The sequence below is a fragment of the Vibrio sp. SCSIO 43132 genome (assembly GCF_019904195.1).
Taxonomy (GTDB): Bacteria; Pseudomonadota; Gammaproteobacteria; order Enterobacterales; family Vibrionaceae; genus Vibrio; species Vibrio nigripulchritudo.
This window is the reverse complement of sequence record NZ_CP063200.1, coordinates 215398-237684: the sequence shown is the minus strand read 5'-3', so window position 1 is coordinate 237684 and position 22287 is coordinate 215398. Positions and strand designations below refer to the sequence as shown.

Sequence of the window (22287 nt, the reverse complement as noted above, 5' to 3'; positions counted from 1 at the left end):
GATGTTCCTCAGCACTGAGCTTTTAATACAATTTACGCAATACTTGTCTCTTTTATCTCTGTCGTAACAGGCTGCTCACGATACTCGTGATTGCATACTCGACAGTAAAGCCTCTGTTCCATTTTATGGTAGTGTTCACCATTAAAAACCTGAAACATCAATTGATTAGCCTTCTCCAACAGCGTTGTACATTGTGGTGTGGTTTTGCACATAATGGCTTTATGGTGGGTCTTCTTTTCACACGCTTCACAATATACCTTAGGCATTTCCGGATTCCTTTTCGCTCTTCGGGTGGTCATTATTAGACCAAACCTATCTACTATTATTAATTTTGAAATTAATATTTGTGGCGAACCTAACAAATTTAACGAACTTAACACTACACGGACACAATCAGTGTGCGTGGTGTCATAGATATTATCTTTGGATTCAACGAAATAGAGGATCTAAAACTATGACCTTTTATAAGATATGGTTATATTCAGAGATCCTTAATCACGCCCAAACAATAAAAAACGCCCTCCAAAATGGAGGGCGTTTTCGTTAACTGCCTGATTTTTGGTTAATCAAGCTCTTTGAGCTGTTTTTCAAACTCTGCGTGCTGAGCTTTTACTTCATCAGAAGGTTCACCGGTTAGCTTGCTCACCGCTACAATCGCGATAGTTGAGAAGATGATACCCGGTACGATTTCGTACACGTCAAACCAACCGCCAGACAGTTGCTTCCATACCACAATAGTAATACCACCCACTAGGATACCTGCAAGCGCACCATTGCGATTCATGCCTGCCCAGAACAGGCTAAGAACGATGGCAGGACCAAACGCCGCACCGAAACCTGCCCAAGCGTAAGACACCAACCCAAGAACAGAACTGTCTGGGTTCATAGCCAGGAACAATGCAATCAATGAAAGCAGAATGACCGCAGCACGACCTACCGTTACCACTTGTTCAGGCGTCGCATCTTTGTTGAAGACTTGCTTGTAGAAATCTTCTGCCAATGCGGAAGAAGAGACAAGCAACTGAGAATCAGCTGTACTCATGATGGCTGCAAGAATTGCCGCCAGCAAAATACCCGCAATCACTGGATGAAACATAGCATTCACAAGAAGCATGAAGATTTTCTCTCCATCCGCTAAGTTGCTGCCCTGACCATTCAGGTACACCAGTCCAACCACACCGACCAGCATGGCACCAATCATTGACAGACCAGACCAGACGACAGCAATGCGGCGCGCAGTTGTCAGATCTTTGTTGCTTCGGGATGCCTTGAATCGAGCCAGAATGTGCGGCTGACCAAAGTAACCCAAGCCCCATGCAACCAGAGAGATGATTGCTATAGCAGTCAGTGGTTCACCTTTTGAGTCATTCCACAGTGTTAGCAACTCTGGGTTAATGGTTTCCAGATCAGTAACCAGTTGACTAAATCCACCATTCATTGCTGCAATTGGAACGATCATCAGTGCCGCTGCCATCAGCAGACCTTGCACCAGATCCGTCCAGGATACCGCAAGGAAACCACCGAATAGTGTGTAGGAAACCACACAAACGGTTCCTATTATCACCGCTGTGGTGTAATTCAATCCAAAGACCGTTTCAAACAGTTTTCCGCCCGCAACCAAGCCAGAGCTGGTATAGAAAAGGAAGAACAAAAGGATAAAGAAAGCAGAGATTGTCTGAATCAGTTTGGAATTGTCATGAAAACGACGTGACAGGAACTCAGGTAGCGTCAGAGCGTCAGTCGTAATACTGTACGTGCGAAGGCGCTTGGCATTAATCAGCCAGTTTGCCCAGGTACCCACCAGTAAGCCACCAGCAAGCCAGAACGCTTCAATACCCGCAGCATAAGCATAGCCTGGTAAGCCAAGCAGCAGCCAGCCACTCATATCTGAAGCGCCAGCAGACAGAGCCGCAGGCCAAGGACCAAGCGAACGGCCTCCCAGGAAGTAATCACTGGAACTGGACGTACGCTTATAAGCGATAACACCGATTGCAAGCATCAAAATAAGATACGCAATAAAGGTACCGGTAATAGCAAAGCTATTCTCGATCATATAAAACTCCTCGTTTTATTGTTTTTCTTCCATGTGACCCTTCTCTGAATGAACTGATCACCAGAAAAGGGTCGGCATGAGATTGGCTAGTGACCGTCGTTACCCAGCTCAAGCAAGGTCGCGTTTCCGCCTACTGCCGTAATGTTGATGGTGCGCGTTCGCTCAGTCACGAAGCGCAGAACAAGGAAGGGATCCAAGGACGTCGGTAAACCGACAAGATCCGTTTCACTAATGAACGAAACGATGGCACCGCTTCGCTCGGAAAGACTTCTGTTCAAAAGAATTTCCTGTTGTGGAGAACCGGCATAACCCAGTGAGCGAACATCGCTCTCTAAGATTTCCTGCGCAGATTCTCTCGGTATAGTTTGCAAAATATTGGCTGGCAATGTTGCCGAAGACACAGCCTGACTTATCGCCTGAGTCAGGGCGTCATCATCAGAGCTCAGCACCACTGTATTGCCCGCTAACAGCGCGCAAACCAACTGTGCCACAATGGCTTGACGAGCACCTTGCGATGCTTCGTCCTGAATCAACAAACTCACTCCACGACCAGCGGTGTAAAGCTCATTCGTTTCACCAGTGGGTCCTGGCATTAGCTGGCTATTTGCCAGTAACGCTTCACCTTGCTCAAGGTGATAGCGAAACACTGGCTCAAGACCCAGTTCGGTTTGCGCCAGTTCCTGCTTGAGTGACAGAACCGCAGCACTGCGTTGTTCGTAGCTGGTCAGATTCCAGTTTTCCCATGCAGAGTAGGCATCTGAAAAACAAGTGACTTGATGTACCATATCGGTTCTCCTTATGCGTAAACGGCTTGAGTGAATCGGATCAGGTAGTGTGGACCACCTGCTTTCGGACCAGTGCCAGACAGACCTTGCCCGCCAAATGGCTGAACCCCTACCACAGCACCAACCTGATCGCGGTTGATGTAGCAGTTACCCACACGTGCATGCTTTTCAATCCAGCGATAAGTGGTTTCGTTGCGGCTATGAACGCCCATTGTTAGACCAAAACCTGTATCGTTGATTTGCTTAACCACATCGGCTAGCTGATTAGCTTTGAAACGAATGATATGCAGAACCGGACCAAACTTTTCTTTTTCCAGTACAGATATATCGCTGATTTCGAACGCAGAAGGCGCAACAAAATCTCCGTTGGCACACGCGTGGGAAAGTTCAGCCTGAGCGATCAGCTTTTGGCTGCTGCTCATTTTCTCAATGTGTTCCAGCAAATTCGTCTTCGCTGTTTCATCGATCACCGGACCGACATCGGTTTTGTGAAAGTATGGCAGACCAACATCCAGCTGAGCCATCGCCCCCTGAATCAGCGCAACGATTCGATCAGCGATGTCTTCCTGAACATAAAGAACACGCAATGCAGAGCAACGCTGACCCGCGGATGCAAACGCCGAACGCATTACATCACGGACGACCTGCTCTGGCAGGGCTGTACTGTCGACGATCATCGCGTTCTGACCGCCTGTTTCAGCAATGAAAGGAACTGGAGCTGATTCTCGGCTAGCCAGAGTCGCATTAATGCGCTGAGCCGTTTCTGTCGAACCTGTAAATGCCACACCTGCAATCGCTGGGTGGGACGTCAAGGCACTACCAATTTCACGACCGATGCCCGGAAGAAGCTGAATCACACCTGCTGGGAACCCCGCTTCTTGCATCAACTCAATGGCTTTAACTGCAATCAAGCTGGTTTGTTCTGCAGGTTTTGCAACAACCGTATTACCGGCAACCAGTGCGGCTGTTACCTGCCCGAGGAATATCGCCAGTGGGAAGTTCCACGGACTGATACATACAAATACTCCACGACCTTCACGAGTCACTTGCTTGGTCGAACCATCAAACGCCGTAATACTGGTTGGTGTAGTCAGCTCATTGGCGTTGTTGGCGTAGAAACGACAGAAATCAACTGCTTCACGAACTTCATCGATGCTGTCATGAATCGTCTTACCAGCCTCGTGATGACAAATCGCCACCAGCTCTGCCAAATCACGCTCCATTAAGTCAGCCAGTGTGTTGAGGTAAGCACCACGAGCTTGTGTGCTCTGGCTCTTCCAACTTTCAACATTTGCTGCAGCAACGTCTAGTGCTTCGGAAACATGATCAAGGGTTGCAAAAGCAATTTGTCCGACTTGTTTGGTGCGATCGTATGGAGCAGTCACAGAGGTAGGATGAATGCCATCCTTGATCATGCTTTCGAAACGGCTTTCACCATTGATAATCGGGGCACCCTGCCACTGGCGCTCATCAAATGAATGCACTGCCTTTTCGAAGGCTTCGGCTTCGCTTTCAATATCAATGTTGACGCCAATCGAGTTTGCGCGATCTTCAAAAATTGCGCCGGGGAGCGGAATCTTGGTGTTATTCAGAGTTGGGAATGCCAGCAAAGAATCAACCGGGTGATGCGTTAAGGTTTCAACCGGGCAGCGTGCATCCACCAAACGGTGAACAAAGGAACTGTTTGCGCCGTTTTCTAACAAGCGACGAACCAGGTAAGGCAGCAGGTCTTTATGGCTACCCACTGGCGCATAGATACGCACCGACTGACCGTAAGCCGCCATTGCGTGCTCGTATAGCGCATCGCCCATGCCATGCAGTCGCTGGAACTCGAAGTCTTTATGCTGAGCCATCACGGCGATAGCCGTAACGGTATGAGCGTTGTGGCTGGCAAACTGAGGGAAAATGTTGCCACGTACTTCCTCACTAAGAAGGAAACGGGCACAAGCCAGGTAAGCAACATCTGTTGCTTCTTTGCGGGTGTATACCGGATAGTTGTCGTAACCGCCCTGTTGCGACCATTTGATTTCACTGTCCCAGTAAGCCCCTTTAACCAAGCGAAGTGGGATCAAGTCGCCCTGCTCTTTTGCCAACCCATTGAGCCAAACCAGCACCGGAAGCGCGCGTTTTGAATATGCCTGAACAACCAGACCAAACTTACCCCAGCCTTTTACCGTTTCGCTGCGATAAAGCTTTTCAAACAGACGAAGAGAGAGCTCAAGACGATCAGCCTCTTCAGCGTCAATTGTAATGGCGACATCCAGCTCGCGAGCACGTTCAAGCAGCTTGAGAACAGTGGAGTACATTTCATCCATTACACGTTCAAAGTTTGCAACTTCGTAACGTGGATGAAGAGCAGAAAGCTTAATCGAGACTGATGGCGCTGGGCTGGTTTCTAAGCCGTATTTGTCACGACCCACAGCTTCGATAGCCATGATGTAATCTTTGAAATATTTGTTTGCGTCTGCTTCTGTCAGCGCCGCTTCACCCAACATATCGAAAGAATAGGTGTAGCCTTTGTCGCGCATCTTGCGACCGTTTTTCTGCGCTTCAGAAATAGTGCGACCCAAGACAAACTGGTGACCCATGATTTTCATTGCCTGATGCATGGCTTTACGAATCACAGGCTCTGAAAGCTTGTTGACCAGGCTGTTAACTGCCTGAGTTGGAGATTTGCTGTCCGAATCTTTAAGACCCACCACTTTGCCGGTTAACATCAATCCCCAGGTCGAGGCGTTAACAAACACAGAGTCAGAATTCTTAAGGTGAGATTTCCAATCCGCAACGCTTAGCTTGTCGCGAATAAGAGCATCCGCCGTCGCCGAGTCAGGAATACGCATCAAGGCTTCTGCCAGACACATCAGTAAGATGCCTTCCTGAGTGTCTAAGCTGTATTCCAGAAGAAGCGCATCAATCATTTGTACCGCTTCTTTGTCTGCACGAATCGCGTTAATCAATGCTGTCGTTTTTTCTTCTGTAGCACGCTTTTCGTCGTCAGAAGGCTGAGCTAATGGGATTAATTGCTCTAGCCATTGGGTTTCTTCCACCATATACAATGGCGAGATCAGTGACCAAAGTCGGTCAAGCGGCTGCTCAACGAACTCTTTCGTCAACACATCTGTTGCTGTAAACATGCGTTTTCCTCAATCTCATGCCCGAACAAAATATCGGGTTCATCCACAATGGGTAGCAGTGTATTTTGAGCTTGAGCGAGATACTTGTCAAAAACTCCGGCTTTTTTGGCAAAAAGTCGGATTTTTAACAAAGTAAAAACATGATCACAGGAAAATCGCGACAGTTTATGCAATATTATGCAATTAGCGATGTGGATTTTTAACGTTTCGTTACATTCATAGCCAATTGATTTCTCATCCTATTTCCAGTTATCTAACTCTTTGTTGAACAAGAAAAATTGGTATACAAGTAGGGATTAAGGCTTGTTAAGCAAACGCTTTTTGTAGACTGAGGGGGATATTCCCTGAAGACGTGAGAAGGTGTGAGTAAAAGTACTTTGACCCGAAAATCCAGTGAGCTCTGCGATGTGACCAAGGCTTAAATTCCCCTGCTCAATCAGATTCTTCGCCGTATCAATCCGCTTGCCAAGCACATACTGGTGAGGTGTTATGCCCGTTTGCTCTTTAAACAACATATGAAACTGACTTTCGCCTAAAAACACACTGCCAGCCAGTTGTGCTACAGAAATTTTGTGGCTCAAGTGCAGTTCAATATATCGGTCTACCGCATCCATATCCAATCGGGCATCTTTCTGTAATGCTTGAAAAGACTTTAGGTGGCGCTGAAGTAAGGCAACAACCGTGTCATTACACGCTCGGCTCAACAGCTCATCCTCTGGGCTATTGCGCATCTCGGTAACAAGCATTGCAATCAGTTGCTGTATCTGGTTATCGAGCTGGAAATAGATGTCTTTCTTTCCAAGCTCATTGAGTTTGTTCAATATAAGCGGGTCGTGTTCGGTCATTAACGGCATATTCAGTACAAGAATGTCTGATTTGCCAATTCCTCCGAATGCGTGTTGGGAAGACGCGGTAACCACACAACCCTGTCCGGGTCCGATGAAATTTCCGACACCCGCAACATCGAATTCTGCCTGACCATTTAACCCGATAACGATCTGGGTATATTCATGATCATGGTTATTCATTTCACTTGGAAGAGTGATCAGTTCGGCTGGCTTTGGACCACCGTGAATGTTGTTATACTTCATGGCAACACCGGAAATTCAGAGTCTTACGCTGATTGCGTGGGAATGAAAGCGGAAGCAAGATCACAACAACCAACACAACATAAGAATGCAGTGTACCCGCGGGCTTTAACTTGAGTCAAAAAAGGTTACATTTCACGGAACAATGATCAAGTGCACATAAATTACGGTCAGTGCTTGCTCAATCCACTTTAATCGCATTTTTTTATATCAAAACTAAGAAAATTGTGAAATTCTCAAAGACGGGTTAGACTTTTTAGAGTTCAATAAGTTGGACGACATGAGTCTTTACTCATTAGCTCAAAAAACTTAATGGCTAGGCGGTTTTGAAACGTATCGATAAATACAGCTTCACCTCGCCAAAATACTACCCCTATCAGAGCAATAGGGTGGCTTACGAAATGATTATCATGCAGGGACTTATGATCAAACGTCGAATCCCAGCGCTTTTGCTTGCGCTTACCCCAGTTTGGCTACCAACCACTTTACAGGCTGAAGAGATTCAAAGCGTTGATTTGGTGGCAGAAATCGATGAGAAAATTGCCCAGAATCAAGCCAAAATTGATTCGGTTGATGACGAACACGCCAGCGAAGCCAAAACGCTTTCCCAACTCAAGCAACAATCTGAGCAACTGAAACGTGAATACGCCGAACTGGTTGCAAAACGAAACCGTGCGAAAAGCGCCCTCGATAAACAATTCACTCGTTTGGTTGAAGAACCTGATATCGACTTGTCAGGGTTCCAGAAACAATATCAAGAATCCTGGACTGCGGTTAAAGACAACCAGAAAGAGCAACTGAGCCAGCAGCACCTAGTGAGCGAGAGCGAAATGCGCCTGTCTCAACTGCAACAGCAGCAAGCTCATCTCAATGCAGCAAACCAGAATTTACAAGAATCGCGTGTAGAAGCCCGAGTCAAACGACTGGCAGCCGAACTTCGCGAGAGTGCAGTTCTTGAAACCAGCTACAAAACGACTTGTTCTGCGAGCATGACACTGCGTGACTGTGCTAATCGCGGTAAACATCTGACCAAGCAAAAAGCCGTCAACACGTTTAAGTCCCGCTTAGTTGATCAGCTAACTGAATCCAACATCGCAAAGCAGAACCTTCAGGGTGTCCAGTTAAACATTCATGTTCAGGACAGTCAGATTATTAAAAGTGGTTTCTCTGGTGACGACAGCTACTTCACCAATATGCAAGCTCAGCTTCGAGCAAAACCAGAAGCAACAGCGGCGTGTAAACTGCTCGGTGTTGCCAACCGTTACTGTTACACCGAAGCCAAAGTGGCATCTAAATCGAATACCGATAAAAGCTGGGCAAACATTACCGTTCGCTCTGATCAATACGATGACGACGTGACAGTAAATGGAGTGCGCTACGGCAGCACTCCAGTGGAATTGGTACTGCCTGCAGGTCGCCATCAAATTACGGTTTCAAAAGAAGGTTTTGAGACTTACAATCGCCAGATCACAATCAATGGCAACGACACCATTTGGGTGAAACTTCGCCCTGAAAAACATGGGTAACGCCAAGGTTGTTACTGGTTACTGACATTTATAACGAGCATTTTTCATCGCCATTTTGTTTGCATCAAAGCACTTTGATCGCGGCAAAATGGCGCTTTAGTACAGCAAACAACACGAATTAGAACTGAACATGAGACAAGGATTACCAGCGCTTTTGTTGGCTCTTTCACCGAGCCTGATTCCATTTTCAGCAACAGCTGAAAGTTTGGATATCGCAAGCATTTCAGAGGCAATTAGTTCGAAGAAGGCTGAAATCCAGTCTACCGTGAGTCAGCAAACGGATATTCAGGCAACAATACGACGGCTCAATGCGGAGTTAGACCAGGCAGAGAAGGAAGCTTCTACGCTGGAAAACACGCGTGTAAAAGCCAAACAAGCGCTTGAAAGACAATACGCTCAAATGCTGGAAGACCCTGATCTGGATCTTTCTTCAAGCCAGAAAGCGTATCAGGATGCTTGGGCTCGCTTGAAACAGAATCAGCAAAACCAACTGGATATTCAGCACGACATTCAAGAACAGCGTATTAAGCTTTCTTCCACCAAAGCTGAAGGCGTAAAGTTAGACGCTGAGCTGTTAGGTTTAGAAGACAGCCACTACCGACTTCGTGCACAGCGCCTTCAAGGCGAATTGACTCGCCAGACGTCTCAGACGGTATCTTATGTTCATAATTGTGCTCAGGACACCACTCTTGCTCAGTGTAAGGAGCAGTCAACCGGGCTTGCTCTGCAAAAAGCAGTGAACCTTTTCCAGTCTGCACTCATCGACAACACCACAGAAAATGATCTGGTGAAACAGCACGTTCAGCAGGCAACGCTGAACATTCATGTTGTTAACCATCAGCCTGTCAGAACCGGGTTTATCGATGGCGGGCAGTTTCAGGCCAAGCTGGAAGTTGCCGTTGAATCACGCCCTTCTCAAAATGCTGCATGCCGGCTTCTGGACATCGATTCCGCATACTGTTTCGACCCTAGCGAAAAGCAGGAAATGTCGAGCCCTCAGAAAGAGGTTCGTTGGGTAACACTGACCGTGCGTTCAAACCAGTATGATGACCGTGTCCTAATCAACGGCGTGAGCTATGGAACGACTCCGGTCGACATCATGCTGCCGACTGGTGCACACACTGTCAGCGTAGTCAAAGATGGTTTCCGTTCGTTCAATCGCGATATGACTTTACGTCAGGATGGCACGCTGCGCGCCGTTCTGGTAGAAAAAGCTAACGTTCCTCGCTCTGGTAAAGCCTTTGCTGACCAACTGAGTGCTAACCAGTCCGCCCCTCAAATGGTCGTCGTCGGTGCTGGAAAGTATTTCATCGGGAAAGGTGGCGAGCAGCAGGTTAATCTCGCTAAAGCCTATTCTATTTCAGCGACACCGATAACGGTGAAGCAGTTTGCAACCTTCGTTAATGACACTGGGTACAAAACCTCTGCTGAAAAAAATCAGACCTGTTCTACTATGGAAAACAGCGTAGAACTTTCAGTAAAAGGAAACTTCTGGCGTCAGCCTGGTTTCAAACAAAGCGATATGTCGCCAGTGGTTTGCCTGAGTCGCAAAGACGCGCAAGCCTACACCAAATGGCTAAGTCAGAAAACGGGCTATCAGTACCGCCTTCCAACGGAGCAAGAGTGGGAAATCGCGGCACGCGCAGGTTCGTCTGCTTCTTACTGGTGGGGTAACGAATTCGGTAGCGGCAAAGCCAATACCGGCTGGGGTGGAACCAAATGGTCCAACACCAGTAGCTCTCCAGTAAACACGTTCAGACCTAATGCACTGGGTTTATACGACATGGTGGGTAACGTCTGGGAATGGACTGGCAGCCGTTTCGGCAGTGCGAAAGGTGGAGCCTGGAGCTTTGCCCCGGCGAAAGCCGCCGCTCATGAAACACTGGAGGTTTCTCCAAATGCCACGACCAACTATATTGGTTTTCGAATCGTAAGGCAGCTAGACAAAAGCTAGCTTCTAAAGAATTGAAAAGGGCTCCCAAGTTGGGAGCCCTTTTTTGTACCATTCATCTAGGTATTAGAAACCTAGATACTAGAAATCTTGGAACTAATGCTATTCACGGCACTCTGTCTGTGCCACGGTTGTGGGTTTAACCTTTCCCAAGTGTGTTTTCACCTTTGAGTAGGTAAGCGCAACAATAAAACACGTCGCCTGAACCAATACGATACAAGCACTGGTTGCTCCATCGATATGGAAGCTGATCAAGGTGCCTGCCAAGGTAGAACCAATAGAAACTGACAACGCAATCCAGAGCATGGTGCTGAACTTTCGGGTTAAGACGAAAGCGGTGATCCCTGGTGCGACTAGCATAGCAACCACCATAATCACGCCTACAGCTTGTATCGTGGCGACAATGGTCAATGCAAGCATAACCAAGAGCGCATAGTGAAGAAGGGTCACAGGGAGCCCCACAACGCGCGCATGGCTCTTGTCAAAGCAGTAGAGCAGGAAGTCATGACGAAAGATAAGCATGACACAGAAAACCGCCACAGAGATGATCACGGTTTGCCAGAATTCAAAGTCGTTAATACCAAGCATATTACCGAAGAGAATGTGCAACAAATGCTGCTCGGTTTCGATTTTGGCAAACATAACTAAACCAAGCGCAAACATGCCAGAGAACACAATCCCCATCACGGTGTCTTCTTTTACCCGGCTGTTCTCTTTGATGTATCCCGTTAGCAAAGCACACAGCAAACCGGACACAAAGGCTCCGATTGGCAAAGCAATACCAATGACATAAGCAACCACGATGCCGGGCAAAACGGCGTGAGAGATTGCGTCTCCCATTAGTGACCAGCCTTTTAAAACCAGATAGCAGGATAAAACTGCACACACGCCACCAACGGCGAGACCAGCCCAAAGGGCGCGCATCATAAACGGGTACTGGAAGGGTTCAATAACCCAGCTGATTAAGGCTTCCATTATGCGTCCCTCGCCACTTTACCGGCGTTTCCCAAGCGATTCAGCGCGGCAACACGATCCGAAAACAAGCCGTATTTCGGTGCAAATAAGAAAGCAAGCAGGAACAAAACAGTTTGGATAAGAACGATGATGCCACCTGTCGTGCCATCCAGGAAGTAACTGATGTACGCCCCCAGACCGCTACTTAGCAAACCAATACTTGTTGCAATAACCAGTAACCAGCCAAAGCGATCAGTAAGCAGGTAAGCCGTTGCACCTGGAGTAATCACCATGGCGATCACCAAAACGGCACCAACCGTCTGAAGAGACGCAACAGTACAGGCGCTCAACAGAGTGAAGAATAAGATTTTCAGTTTTACTGGCGAAAGACCCACTGCAGAAGCTTGTGTTTCATCAAAGAACACCAGCATGAGGTCTTTCCAGAGAACGCCAAGCACTATCAGAGACACAACAGAAATGATGACGATCTGGTACAGGTCTTCGGGACCAATACTCAGAATATTGCCGAAAATGATGGACTGGACATTAATTGAAGTCGGGTTAAGTGAAATTAACAGCAAACCCGCTGCAAAGAAAGTGGTGAAAATGAAACCAATGATCGCGTCCTCTTTCAGGTGAGAAAGCGATTTCAGAGCCGCAATACTGATGGAAGCAAGAAAGCCAGAAAAGAAAGCGCCCACGGCGTATGGCAACCCAAGAGCATACGCTCCGGCAACACCCGGAACCACCGAGTGCGACAAAGCATCACCGATCAGTGACCAGCCTTTTAACATCAGGAAAGCAGAGAGGAATGCACACACAGCACCGACGATTGCGCTAGCGAAAATCGCATTGAGCATGTACTGGTAGCTGAGTGGCTCTAACAAGTATTCCAGCATTATTTGTCCGCCTGATGTTGTGCTTCACTGATCAGTGTAGAGTCGTGTCGACCCGTTCCGTAGAACACTGCGGGTTTTTCGTGATCCGAGATAATGGTAACCGCACGACGGTCTTCATCGTTATGTAGCTCTTCACCCGGAATACCAACGTGTTTCAGTACGCCACCAAACGTGGCTTCCAGGTTTTGCTGAGTGAAAGTCACATCCAGAGAACCTGCTGCAATAACGGTACGATTAATAAACACCACTTCATTACAATAGTCTGGAATGCTCCCGAGGTTATGGGTAGACACTAAAATCAGGTGGCCCTCAGCTCTCAGCTCTCTTAAAAGCTGCATGATGGCGTTTTCAGTGGTGAAATCGACACCCGTAAACGGTTCATCGAGAAGAATGGTTTTGCTTTCCTGAGCCAGAGCCCGTGCGAGAAAGACTCGTTTTTTCTGCCCGCCAGACAATTCACCAATCTGCCTTTTTGCCAGTTGAGAAATGCCCATTCGATCCATAGCATCCGCGACTTTTTGTTTGTCGGTTTTGCTTGGACGACGCAGAAAATTCATAAAGCCATAGCGACCTTGCATCACTACATCTTCAACTAATACCGGGAAATCCCAGTCAATATCTTCACTTTGTGGTACATACGCCACTAAGTTGCTCTTCAGGGCTTTGTTTATCGTCATTCCGGATACACAAATATCACCTGAAGAGAGCTTCACTAAGCCCATAATGCTTTTAAAAAGGGTCGATTTACCGCCGCCATTGATCCCGACGAGGGCACATATAGTGCCCCCATCAAGAGAAAAGTTGACGTGGTTTATCGCTGTGAAGCCGTTGTTGTATGTCACACCAACGTTGGATACTTCTAAGCTGGCCGACATCGAACTCATAACGCAAAGCCATCCGCTACTGTTTGGGTGGTTACTTTAAGAAGGTCCAGATAGGTAGGTACTGGTCCATCCTGCTTAGACAGGGAATCTACGTATAGCACACCGCCATACTTAGCATTAGTTTCCCTTACAACCTGTTTTGCAGGTTTATCAGAGATTGTACTCTCACTGAACACAACTGGAATCTGATTTTCACGAATTTTGTCAATTAGAGACTTAACTTGCTTAGGAGTTCCTTGCTGATCAGCATTGATCGGCCATAGGTACGCTTCTTTTAAGCCGTAGTCTTTCGCCAGGTAGCTGAATGCACCTTCACTAGTCACCAACCAACGTTTATCTGCTGGGATGGCATCCATACGCGCACGAATCGGAGCATCAAGTTGTTTAACTTGGTCAGCGTAAGCTTTTGCGTTCTTGTTGTAAGTGTCTGCATTCTCAGGATCATGCTTAACTAACGCAGAACGGATGTTCTCGATGTAAATAAGTGCGTTGCTGGTAGACATCCAAGCGTGAGGATTCGGTTTGCCCTGATAAGGGCCTTCATAGATTGAAAGCGGTGCAATGCCTTCCGTTAGCGTTACAGAAGGTACGCCGCTGATGTTACTGAAGAAGCGTTCGAACCAGCGTTCCAGATTCATGCCATTCCACATGACCAGATCAGCAGATTGCGCTTTAACAATGTCTTTAGGGGTTGGTTGGTAATCGTGAATTTCGGCGCCAGGTTTGGTAATAGAAACCACTTCAGCTGCATCGCCAGCCACGTTCTGTGCCATGTCTTGAATGATGGTGAACGTCGTTACTACTTTCAACTTTGCAACTGCCAAACCTGGCACTAATAAAAGGCTACATAATCCCAACCGGGCTAAAACTTGTTTCATTATATCGTCCTGAGTTAATAAGTTGGCAAGAATCGTAAATGATAATTATTATCATTTCAATAAAAACTAGGAAATTTACTTGCCCTAAATCTCCAAATCACGTGCTTCAGATGAATAATAATACGAAATTTGTCGAATCTAATCAGATTTTCCTTCAAAAGGGGGGAATTCCCCCCTTTTTCCGAAAAAAAACCTGTTTTATCTTAACTGTCATAGAGTTAGCTGCAGTCCAGTGCAGTTACCTCTTGATATCGCTAAGGTATCGTTATGATCACTTAGACCCTGAAGTTGATCATAACCTCTTCTACACGTCGACAAGATGTATCTTGTGTTAGCCAGCTCCCTCAAGCTGGCTTTTTTTTAAACGAGTTTACTTGAACATATAACATGCGCTGTCTTCTTAATTATGAGACTGATATGATTATTGACAAGTAACGCAGTACAACAGAGCGAATATCGTGCCCAACACAACTCTCTTATCTATTATCGATCAAATTCCGGGATGTTGGGGCTGCAAAGACACAAACTCAGTTTTTGTTTACGCCAATAAAGCGTTTGGCAATCTGATAGGGTTAGACAATCATCTCGACTGCATAGGTAAGTCCGATTTTGATATCTCCAGCCCTTCTACTTTGTGTGCTACGGATTTCCGAAGGCAGGACGTCTATGTCATGGAAACCAAGCAAACCCTCAAGATCCTCGATATCCACCCCTACCCCGACGGAAAATGGCGCGCCCACATTTTTACTAAAACCCCTTGGTTCAACGAGAACAATGAAATCGTTGGCGTTATTTTCCACGGACAAGAACTTGAAGACACCGCCATTCTGGAGGTTGGACACTGGATTTGCAGAGCGACAGGTCAAAGCCTTAAACGAGATCTCTACTCGAGCACTCTTTGCAGTACGCCTAAAAAAATCAACCAACGAGAGTCACAGGTTCTTTTCTTCTTGCTATACGGAAAAAAACCTCAGTTCATCGCAAACGCCATGAACATTTCTGTGAAAACGGTAGAAGGACACGTTGCCAGATTGCGAAACAAATTTGGGGCAAGTACAAAAAATGAGCTGATTGAACTCGCATTAGATGAGGGGTTTGGTTCAGTGATTCCTGAAAGTTTACTTAAACATCAGATATCGGTTGTACTGAGCCACAACATTTGACTCGATAGATAAACGCTTTTCCTTTACATCCGTCCTTCCACTTGGCGAATAAGCTACAAAACAAATCATCTAAATTCATTGATAGAGCCAATAAATCATTTTATTACATAACGTTACATTGCCAATTAAACCAGAAATCAGAAAGGCACTTAAATATTTAGAACTGAATATGAAATTTTTAAGATATTGTGTATTCAAAATGTAACCATCAATACACATTTAGAAAAACCATCTCACTAGGCTCATGCACGTTATTATTTGGCTCTTCACTCCGATCATATTCCAACTCCTCTTACACATTCATTTACAAACACGAAACATTTAAACGTCGTTTTTCCTTCACTTAATGGTTTAAAAATACCGTATTGGAGCTCATTTCAATCTTAACCGCGTAAATGTAATAAATATTTACACTTCACAGCTAAAGTCTCAGTAATTACACATAACCCCTTACCACATATAAAGTTAACTTTGACAATTGAGCCTTTCTTGAAAGTTAAAATCTAAGCAAAAATGGGCAAAACCTTTAATTTTGAGCTGATATTTAAAGTTTGAACTTTTAATATAAAACCAGTTTCTCTTTAATTAAAAAACAATTTAAAAACAACACATTGAAATACAAAAGCCACTAAAATCACATACTATTCAACTTTTATTTTAGGGTAGTAAATAATTTTATGGAATGAAGATCAAATCTTTGTTTTCAATTTTGTACAAATATCATTGTGAGCCATTTAGAAATTTTTCTACTCAAAAAGAAACTTTAATATTCTCGGTGTAGGCAAGAGTGGAACGCGACAATGGTTCCGAACTTTTTGTAATAACTTTAGAGATACAAATTAATTATTGGATTGTTATCGCCACATATAAAAAACCGTAAATAGATAGTTTTTAAAATCAATAAACTTTAACTCTTTAATATTATTGAATTTATAAAAACAAAATACAGACTTTAGCATTTAGAAATCTGTTTTTTCTATTAAACAATTATTTTTCTTCGAGAAATAAGAAGGGTTCTTATGTCGCAAAACTTTGAAATTCAATCGTATTTCTTTTTATTAGTAGGTGAAAATTATGAGAGCTTTAACACTTCTTCTAGCAGGCTTTGCGTTTTCGGTAAGTGCACAACCAGTAAACATGTGGAGAGTCGTATACGATCAGTTGGACTTAGGTGGTCTTAAAACCCCGAATGAGAAAGTTCACATTGAATGTAGCTTCGATTTACTTTCAGTTAACTTAATGAGATACCACGAAACAACCACAATGAAACTGAACAAAGCGCCTAACCGTAAGCGCTGTGAGTTCGCAATACAAGATGTCGTTAAGCGTGATACCCCGTTTAAATTTTCTTTTGATTTCAAGACTAACGACAACTTTGCACACTACAACCGCTGGCACAGCTACTTCCAACTTCACTCAAGACCAGATCAAGGTGAAGCATGGCGCTGCCCAATCATGGCTCTGGAGTCTGTGAACGGAACCTTGAGAATGTATAACCGCTGGGACGAAGACCGTATTTCAACAACAACCAACGGTACTTGTGGTAACACTGGTAACTCAATTGAATACAGAAAACTATTCAGCGATTACTACTACGAGCCAAACACTTGGTACACCATTGAGCTAAGCGGTGAGCTTTCTTACGATAAAGACGCTTGTCTGACTGTTAAAATTAACGACGAAGTTATGTCAGACGTATGTGGTCCCAACACGTACAACGACGTAAACAAACCTTACATCAAGTTTGGTATCTACAAGCCAACGGGCTGGGAAACCGATAACGAAGAAATCGAGTTGAACATCAAGAATGTTAAGTACTACGAGCTAGCAAACTAAGTCACATTCTTTCAAAAAAACGCCACACTCTAAGCAGTGTGGCGTTTTTGTATAGAGTTTTTAAAAATGCCGGTTCTATGGTGCGAGGCGATCAATGTCCCAATGCTGTTCGTCTTCTTTAGTAAACAAGAAACGATCGTGAAGTCGGTGTTCACCTCCCTGCCAGAATTCCATACTTTCAGGTTTCACTCTGAAACCTCCCCAGAAAGTCGGAACAGGAATTTCCCCTTCTTCAAACTGCTTTTTTAATTCCATGTATTTGCTAAGCAGCATGCTTCGCGCTGATAGACGGCTACTTTGCTTACTCGCAATTGCCGCAATCTGGCTTTCTTTTGGGCGAGAAGAAAAGTATTTCATGTTTTCCATCGCACTCAACTTGTGAGCAACGCCTGTAACATGAACTTGCCTCTCCAGAGGGTGCCACGGGAAGTGAAGGCTGATCTTGCTATGATTTTCCAGGTGCTGGGCTTTACGGCTACCTAAATTGGTATAAAAAACAAAGCCATCTTTATCGACACTTTTTAGCAGAACGATGCGTTGAAATGGCATACCATTCTCGTCTACCGTCGCCACCGTCATCGCCGTTGGGTCAGTCAGCTTGGCATCAACAGCTTGCTGCAACCAAAAATTAAACTGCTCGATAGGGTCTGCCTTGAGATCTCGGCGTCTCAGCCCGCCCTTGGTGTATTCGCGACGAATATCTGAAAGTTCCATTTCTACTCCTTCTGGTTTTCGACGATTTTGCGCTTAAGGTTATGGGAACTCAAGTCATTTACGTTTTTCCGCCAAAAAAGTGGCAATGTTCCCCTTAATATTTCCACCAGCGGCAATTAATGGTCCTAATTTTGGCAATTTTTCTTAGAAAAGGTAAAGAAGTGAAGCTAATGCACGCCACATTTTGATTATAATTAAATGAACAACTTAACAATTTATTAATCCGATAATAAGATTCAGAAGCATAAGCACGAAAATTGCTTCAAGATAATAAAGACATTGTTCTGTAGAGGTCACACACCTCTTTACCCTTTAATTTACGTCTATTCCGTTGCAAGGAAACTTCATGGACACTAAGAGCCTCAAAAAACTGGACTCAAAAGAGTTGGACTACGTGGACGACAAAACGGCAGCATTGCTGTTAAACACGCCGAGTAGTGCAAGGATTTTGTTGTGGGTCGTGGTACTGTTTTTTGCCATCGCCATCGGATGGGCTGCGTGGGCACACATAGATAAGGTCACGGTCGGGCAAGGCAAGGTCATCCCTTCTTCTCAATTGCAGGTTGTTCAGAACCTGGAAGGCGGGCTGGTGAAAAAGATTCTGGTTCATGAAGGTGAACTGGTTGAAAAAGGTCAGCAACTCCTGCTGATCGATGACACACGTTTCCGTTCTGACTTCAGAGAAAGAGAACAACAAGTCACTAACCTGACGGCGAGTGTGTTGCAGCTTTCGGCTTCCATTGCCAGCATTAAGATCCGTGAAGACCTGGATCCCGATAACTGGAGAGACAGCGTAGTCATCGAAACAGACAAACTGATTTTCCCAGAACAACTAACAGAGAACGATCCACAACTTGTTGAGCGTCAGTACGCCGAATACACGCAAGATCTCAATAATCTGAAAAACCAGGTATCTCTGCTGGACCAGCAAGTAAAGCAGAAGCAACAAGACTTAGTCGAAATCAAAGCCCGTGTCGACAACCTAAAGCGCAGCTATGATTTTGCGCAAAAAGAACTCGACATCACTAAGCCGCTTGCCAATGAAGGTATCGTCCCTCGTATCGAGCTGCTAAAACTCGAAAGACAACTGAACGACACAGGTCGAGAACTGACATCGACCGAACTTAAAGTCCCCGTTCTGACCTCTGCAATCCGTGAAGCCATTCTCAGCCGAATCGATGCCGCTTTGAAGTTCCGTTCCGAGCAACAGGAAAAACTCAATCAGGCACAGGATAAATTGTCTTCTCTGACGGAATCGACGGTGGGTCTGGAAGATCGTGTAAACCGTACTATTGTGGTTTCACCAGTGACGGGAACCATCAAAAAACTTCACACCAATACGGTTGGTGGCGTTATTCAGCCGGGCATGGATCTGGTTGAAATCGTTCCAACTGAAGACACCCTTTTAGTAGAAGCGAAAATCGCCCCTCAGGACATTGCCTTTTTAAGACCAGGTCTGCCTGCTATCGTTAAATTCAGTGCTTATGATTTTACTCGTTATGGCGGACTGGAGGGAATTCTGGAACACATCAGTGCTGACACCATTCAGGACGAGGAAGGCAATAGCTTTTACCTTGTTCGTGTTCGCACATTGCAAGACAGTTTTGGTCACTCAGAGCAGCTTCCGATCATTCCGGGGATGACAACCTCGGTCGATATTATTACAGGCAAGCGCTCTGTTCTGGATTATTTATTGAAACCTATCTCACGCGCCCAGCAAACGGCTTTGCGTGAATAATTGGGGGAGAAACACATGAGTGTTCTTCGGAGAAACCGCCCATCTACATTTGGTTCAGTTTGTTTTTAACTGAGTTTTATCGCTGATGGTCTTCAACCGATTAAAGGCAGGCATGCTTCTGGCGTGCTTGCTGTCACTTTCTTTTACCTCAGGCGCGCTCAATAAAAAAGAGCAGCGCTGGGTGGAAGCTGTGCGCGGGACTTACGGGGATCGCGCCGCTAAACGTGTTTCGGCATGGCGAGAAGGCATTGCAGATTTTCACAAGCTCAAAGAGAGCCAACAGCTTGAAGCCGTGAACAATTTCTTCAACCAGATGTACTTTGTTGACGACATCAAGCTATGGGGTCGAAAAGACTACTGGGCGACTCCTCTTGAGTTTTTGGGGAGTGCTGCTGGTGACTGTGAAGATTTCACAATTGCAAAATATTTCTCGTTGCTTGAGTTGGGTGTCCCAGACAAGAAATTACGGTTAGTGTACGTTAAAGCCATTGAATTAAATCAGTTTCACATGGTTTTAGCGTACTATCGTACACCGAGCTCGCAGCCTTTGATTTTGGATAACTTGATTCCAGACATCAAACCCGCTTCTAAACGCCGCGACTTATTACCTATTTACAGCTTTAACGGTAAAAACCTATGGCTGATGAAAGAAAAAGCCAGCGGTAAGTTAGCAGGAAAATCGTCTCGCCTGAGCCTATGGAATGATTTGCGCTCTCGCGAACAAACTTTGAAGTTGAATAAACCCATTATTAATTATGATGAGTAAGCACCATGACTTTATATAGACAGCTAGTCGCATGGATGTTGGCAGTATTTCTGCTGTTGATGGGCTCGGTCTTCGCCATCGAGTTCAATATCATGCGTAACTTCCTAGAGCAACAACAGCGCTCCGAAGTGAACAATACCATCAACACGGTGGGACTTGCCCTTGCACCCTATCTTGAAAATCAGGATGAAGTCGCAGTGGAGTCCGTGATTAACGCCCTGTTTGATGGCAGTTCCTATTCCGCTGTCCGACTCATCTTTTTAAGTAACGACAAAGAAATTGTCCGTACTTACCCCATTAAAAACCACGATATCCCAGACTGGTTTACCAACTTAGATTTATTTCGAACCATTCACGATCGGCGGGTGGTCACCAGTGGCTGGCTTCAATTGGCGGAAGTTGAAATCATCAGCCACCCTGGTGATGCGTACTTTCAGCTCTGGCAGGCTCTTACCAGCCTAGTTACCTTGTTTACCGGGATCTTCATTGTTGGTGCGGTGGTGATTTCTGCAGTGGTAAGGCGAGCACTGAAACCTCTGACACTCATCATTCAGAAAATGGAAGAAGTGGCGAACAACCACTTTGGAGAGCCTCTTGAACGTCCACGTACTCGAGACCTGATTGCCGTAGTTGACGGCATTAATGCTATGTCGGCGCAAGTGGAGAAAAGCTTTAAAGCTCAGGCTCGTGAAGCGCAACAACTGCGTGAACGCGCGTACATGGACCCAGTATCTCAGTTGGGTAACCGTTCCTTCTTTATCGGTCAGCTAAACACCTGGCTGAATGAGTCCGCAATTGGTGGTGTGGCGATCTTACAGGCCACCTTCATCAAAGATGCCTACGACGACGAAGGTTACGAGGTGGGTGACAGTTTAGTGAAAGAACTGGCAGCCTTGCTCAAGGCAACGACTTCTTCTCCTGACGTTACGCTGGCTCGTATCAACACCGCAGAGTTTGGCTTCATCTTGCCAAACCTTGAAGAGAGTGAACTGCGCATGGTGTCTGAAAGCATCATGAATTACACCCAGGACATTCGACCAGATCCTACCGGAACGGCGCCAGCTGCTGCTTTCTTGGGTGTGGTTTACAACGAAAATCGCAAGAACACTACCGAAATACTGTCGCTGGTGGATAACGCCCTGTCTAAAGCCCACGCTCACCCTGATAAGCCATATGGTCTGGTTACGGATAAGCAAAACCACGTACTTCTGGGTAAACAACAATGGCGCACTCTGGTGGAAGAAGCCATCGGTAATCAATGGGTGGAGTTCAAACTTCAGAATGCGAACACCACTACTGGCGCGACGTATCACCGAGAAGTCTTCTCTGCGATTGAGAAAAATGGTGAACGCTTTACCGCAAACCAATATCTGTTCGCGCTGGAGCAACTGAACGCGGGTCATATTTTTGACCAGTACGTAATCACCTCTATGCTCGACAAACTGCGCTCACGTGAGCTGACGGATACCTTGGCTATCAACCTGACGGTGAGCAGTGTCAGCGAACCTAGTTTCATCCGCTGGTTAACCAAAATCCTGACGAAGAATCAGGCATTGGTGAACAAACTGCACTTTGAAATCCCAGAGTCTTGCTTTATCAACCACCAGCACCATACTGCGCTGATCTGTCACGCGATACGCAGTGCAGGGGCCGATTTTGGTGTCGATAACTACGGGCGACATTTCCATTCTTTGGAGTACATCAACGAATTCAGACCGGCTTACGTTAAATTGGATTATCTGTACACCCATCAGATAGATGATGAGAAGCAGAAGTATACACTCACTTCCATCTCGCGTACGGCGCACAACCTTGGCATTAAGACCATCGCATCGCGGGTAGAAACTCAGGCACAGTTGGACTTCCTATCTGAGCACTTTATTGAAGCGTTCCAAGGCTTCATTGTTGATAAATAAGT

General features: G+C 45.7%; 17 protein-coding genes. 7 read left to right on the top strand and 10 right to left on the bottom strand.

The genetic code is table 11. The features are described 5' to 3' along the window. Positions 1 to 32: 32 nt before the first annotated feature. From INR79_RS19215 to INR79_RS19195, 5 genes are all read right to left on the bottom strand, one after another. Positions 33 to 266, bottom strand: a complete 234-nt coding sequence (locus INR79_RS19215; protein WP_223098886.1) for a hypothetical protein — start codon at positions 264 to 266, stop codon at positions 33 to 35. 296 nt (positions 267 to 562) lie between these two features. Then, complete coding sequence (gene putP, locus INR79_RS19210; RefSeq protein WP_223100229.1) at positions 563 to 2050, bottom strand: sodium/proline symporter PutP; 1488 nt, start codon at positions 2048 to 2050, stop codon at positions 563 to 565. A gap of 89 nt (positions 2051 to 2139) precedes the next feature. Continuing rightward, positions 2140 to 2838, bottom strand: coding sequence for a 1-pyrroline-5-carboxylate dehydrogenase (locus tag INR79_RS19205; RefSeq protein ID WP_004404610.1), 699 nt, complete (start codon positions 2836 to 2838; stop codon positions 2140 to 2142). Between the two features lie 11 nt (positions 2839 to 2849). After that, entirely contained in the window at positions 2850 to 5972 is a 3123-nt protein-coding gene (putA, locus tag INR79_RS19200; protein WP_223098882.1) for a bifunctional proline dehydrogenase/L-glutamate gamma-semialdehyde dehydrogenase PutA, read from the bottom strand. A gap of 296 nt (positions 5973 to 6268) precedes the next feature. After that, a complete protein-coding gene (locus INR79_RS19195) occupies positions 6269 to 7063 on the bottom strand; it encodes an AraC family transcriptional regulator (RefSeq protein WP_223098879.1) in 795 nt (264 codons plus the stop codon). A gap of 419 nt (positions 7064 to 7482) precedes the next feature. On the opposite strand from INR79_RS19195, the gene INR79_RS19190 reads away from it, so the two are divergent. Then, entirely contained in the window at positions 7483 to 8586 is a 1104-nt protein-coding gene (locus tag INR79_RS19190; RefSeq protein WP_223098876.1) for a PEGA domain-containing protein, read from the top strand. A gap of 130 nt (positions 8587 to 8716) precedes the next feature. Beyond that, a complete protein-coding gene (locus tag INR79_RS19185) occupies positions 8717 to 10540 on the top strand; it encodes an SUMF1/EgtB/PvdO family nonheme iron enzyme (protein ID WP_223098873.1) in 1824 nt (607 codons plus the stop codon). Positions 10541 to 10639: 99 nt separating this feature from the next. Here INR79_RS19185 and INR79_RS19180 read toward each other — a convergent pair whose 3' ends face one another. Genes INR79_RS19180 through INR79_RS19165 form a run of 4 tightly spaced genes read right to left on the bottom strand, consistent with a single transcriptional unit; the run spans position 10640 to position 14152 of the window. Further along, on the bottom strand, positions 10640 to 11512 hold the full coding sequence (locus INR79_RS19180) for a metal ABC transporter permease (RefSeq protein WP_223098850.1): 873 nt from the start codon (positions 11510 to 11512) through the stop codon (positions 10640 to 10642). Then, positions 11512 to 12387, bottom strand: a complete 876-nt coding sequence (locus INR79_RS19175) for a metal ABC transporter permease (RefSeq protein ID WP_269190034.1) — start codon at positions 12385 to 12387, stop codon at positions 11512 to 11514. The genes INR79_RS19180 and INR79_RS19175 overlap by 1 nt, the downstream gene beginning before the upstream one ends. A gap of 2 nt (positions 12388 to 12389) precedes the next feature. Beyond that, positions 12390 to 13274 carry a metal ABC transporter ATP-binding protein gene (locus INR79_RS19170; protein ID WP_004404620.1) on the bottom strand — a complete coding sequence of 295 codons (885 nt, stop codon included), beginning with the start codon at positions 13272 to 13274 and terminating at the stop codon, positions 12390 to 12392. Beyond that, the gene (locus INR79_RS19165) at positions 13271 to 14152 is read right to left on the bottom strand and encodes a metal ABC transporter substrate-binding protein (protein WP_004404621.1); all 882 of its coding nucleotides are present in this window, start codon (positions 14150 to 14152) and stop codon (positions 13271 to 13273) included. Before INR79_RS19165 ends, INR79_RS19170 begins: the two co-directional genes overlap by 4 nt. Positions 14153 to 14610: 458 nt before the next feature. Here INR79_RS19165 and INR79_RS19160 point away from each other — a divergent pair, with 458 nt between their 5' ends. Beyond that, a complete protein-coding gene (locus tag INR79_RS19160; RefSeq protein ID WP_022560554.1) occupies positions 14611 to 15315 on the top strand; it encodes a PAS domain-containing protein in 705 nt (234 codons plus the stop codon). Between the two features lie 1074 nt (positions 15316 to 16389). Then, positions 16390 to 17151, top strand: coding sequence for a heparin lyase I family protein (locus tag INR79_RS19155; protein ID WP_004404626.1), 762 nt, complete (start codon positions 16390 to 16392; stop codon positions 17149 to 17151). Between the two features lie 75 nt (positions 17152 to 17226). Here the strand turns inward: INR79_RS19155 and pdxH are convergent, their stop codons facing one another. Then, positions 17227 to 17865, bottom strand: coding sequence for a pyridoxamine 5'-phosphate oxidase (pdxH, locus tag INR79_RS19150; protein WP_022591996.1), 639 nt, complete (start codon positions 17863 to 17865; stop codon positions 17227 to 17229). A gap of 346 nt (positions 17866 to 18211) precedes the next feature. Here pdxH and INR79_RS19145 point away from each other — a divergent pair, with 346 nt between their 5' ends. From INR79_RS19145 to INR79_RS19135, 3 genes are all read left to right on the top strand, one after another. Further along, the gene (locus INR79_RS19145; protein WP_004404631.1) at positions 18212 to 19603 is read left to right on the top strand and encodes an HlyD family type I secretion periplasmic adaptor subunit; all 1392 of its coding nucleotides are present in this window, start codon (positions 18212 to 18214) and stop codon (positions 19601 to 19603) included. Positions 19604 to 19715: 112 nt separating this feature from the next. After that, positions 19716 to 20369 (top strand): transglutaminase-like cysteine peptidase, encoded by a 654-nt coding sequence (locus tag INR79_RS19140; RefSeq protein WP_375342714.1) that lies wholly within the window; start codon positions 19716 to 19718, stop codon positions 20367 to 20369. Positions 20370 to 20374: 5 nt separating this feature from the next. Then, positions 20375 to 22285, top strand: coding sequence for an EAL domain-containing protein (locus tag INR79_RS19135; RefSeq protein ID WP_223098847.1), 1911 nt, complete (start codon positions 20375 to 20377; stop codon positions 22283 to 22285). Positions 22286 to 22287: the final 2 nt, after the last annotated feature.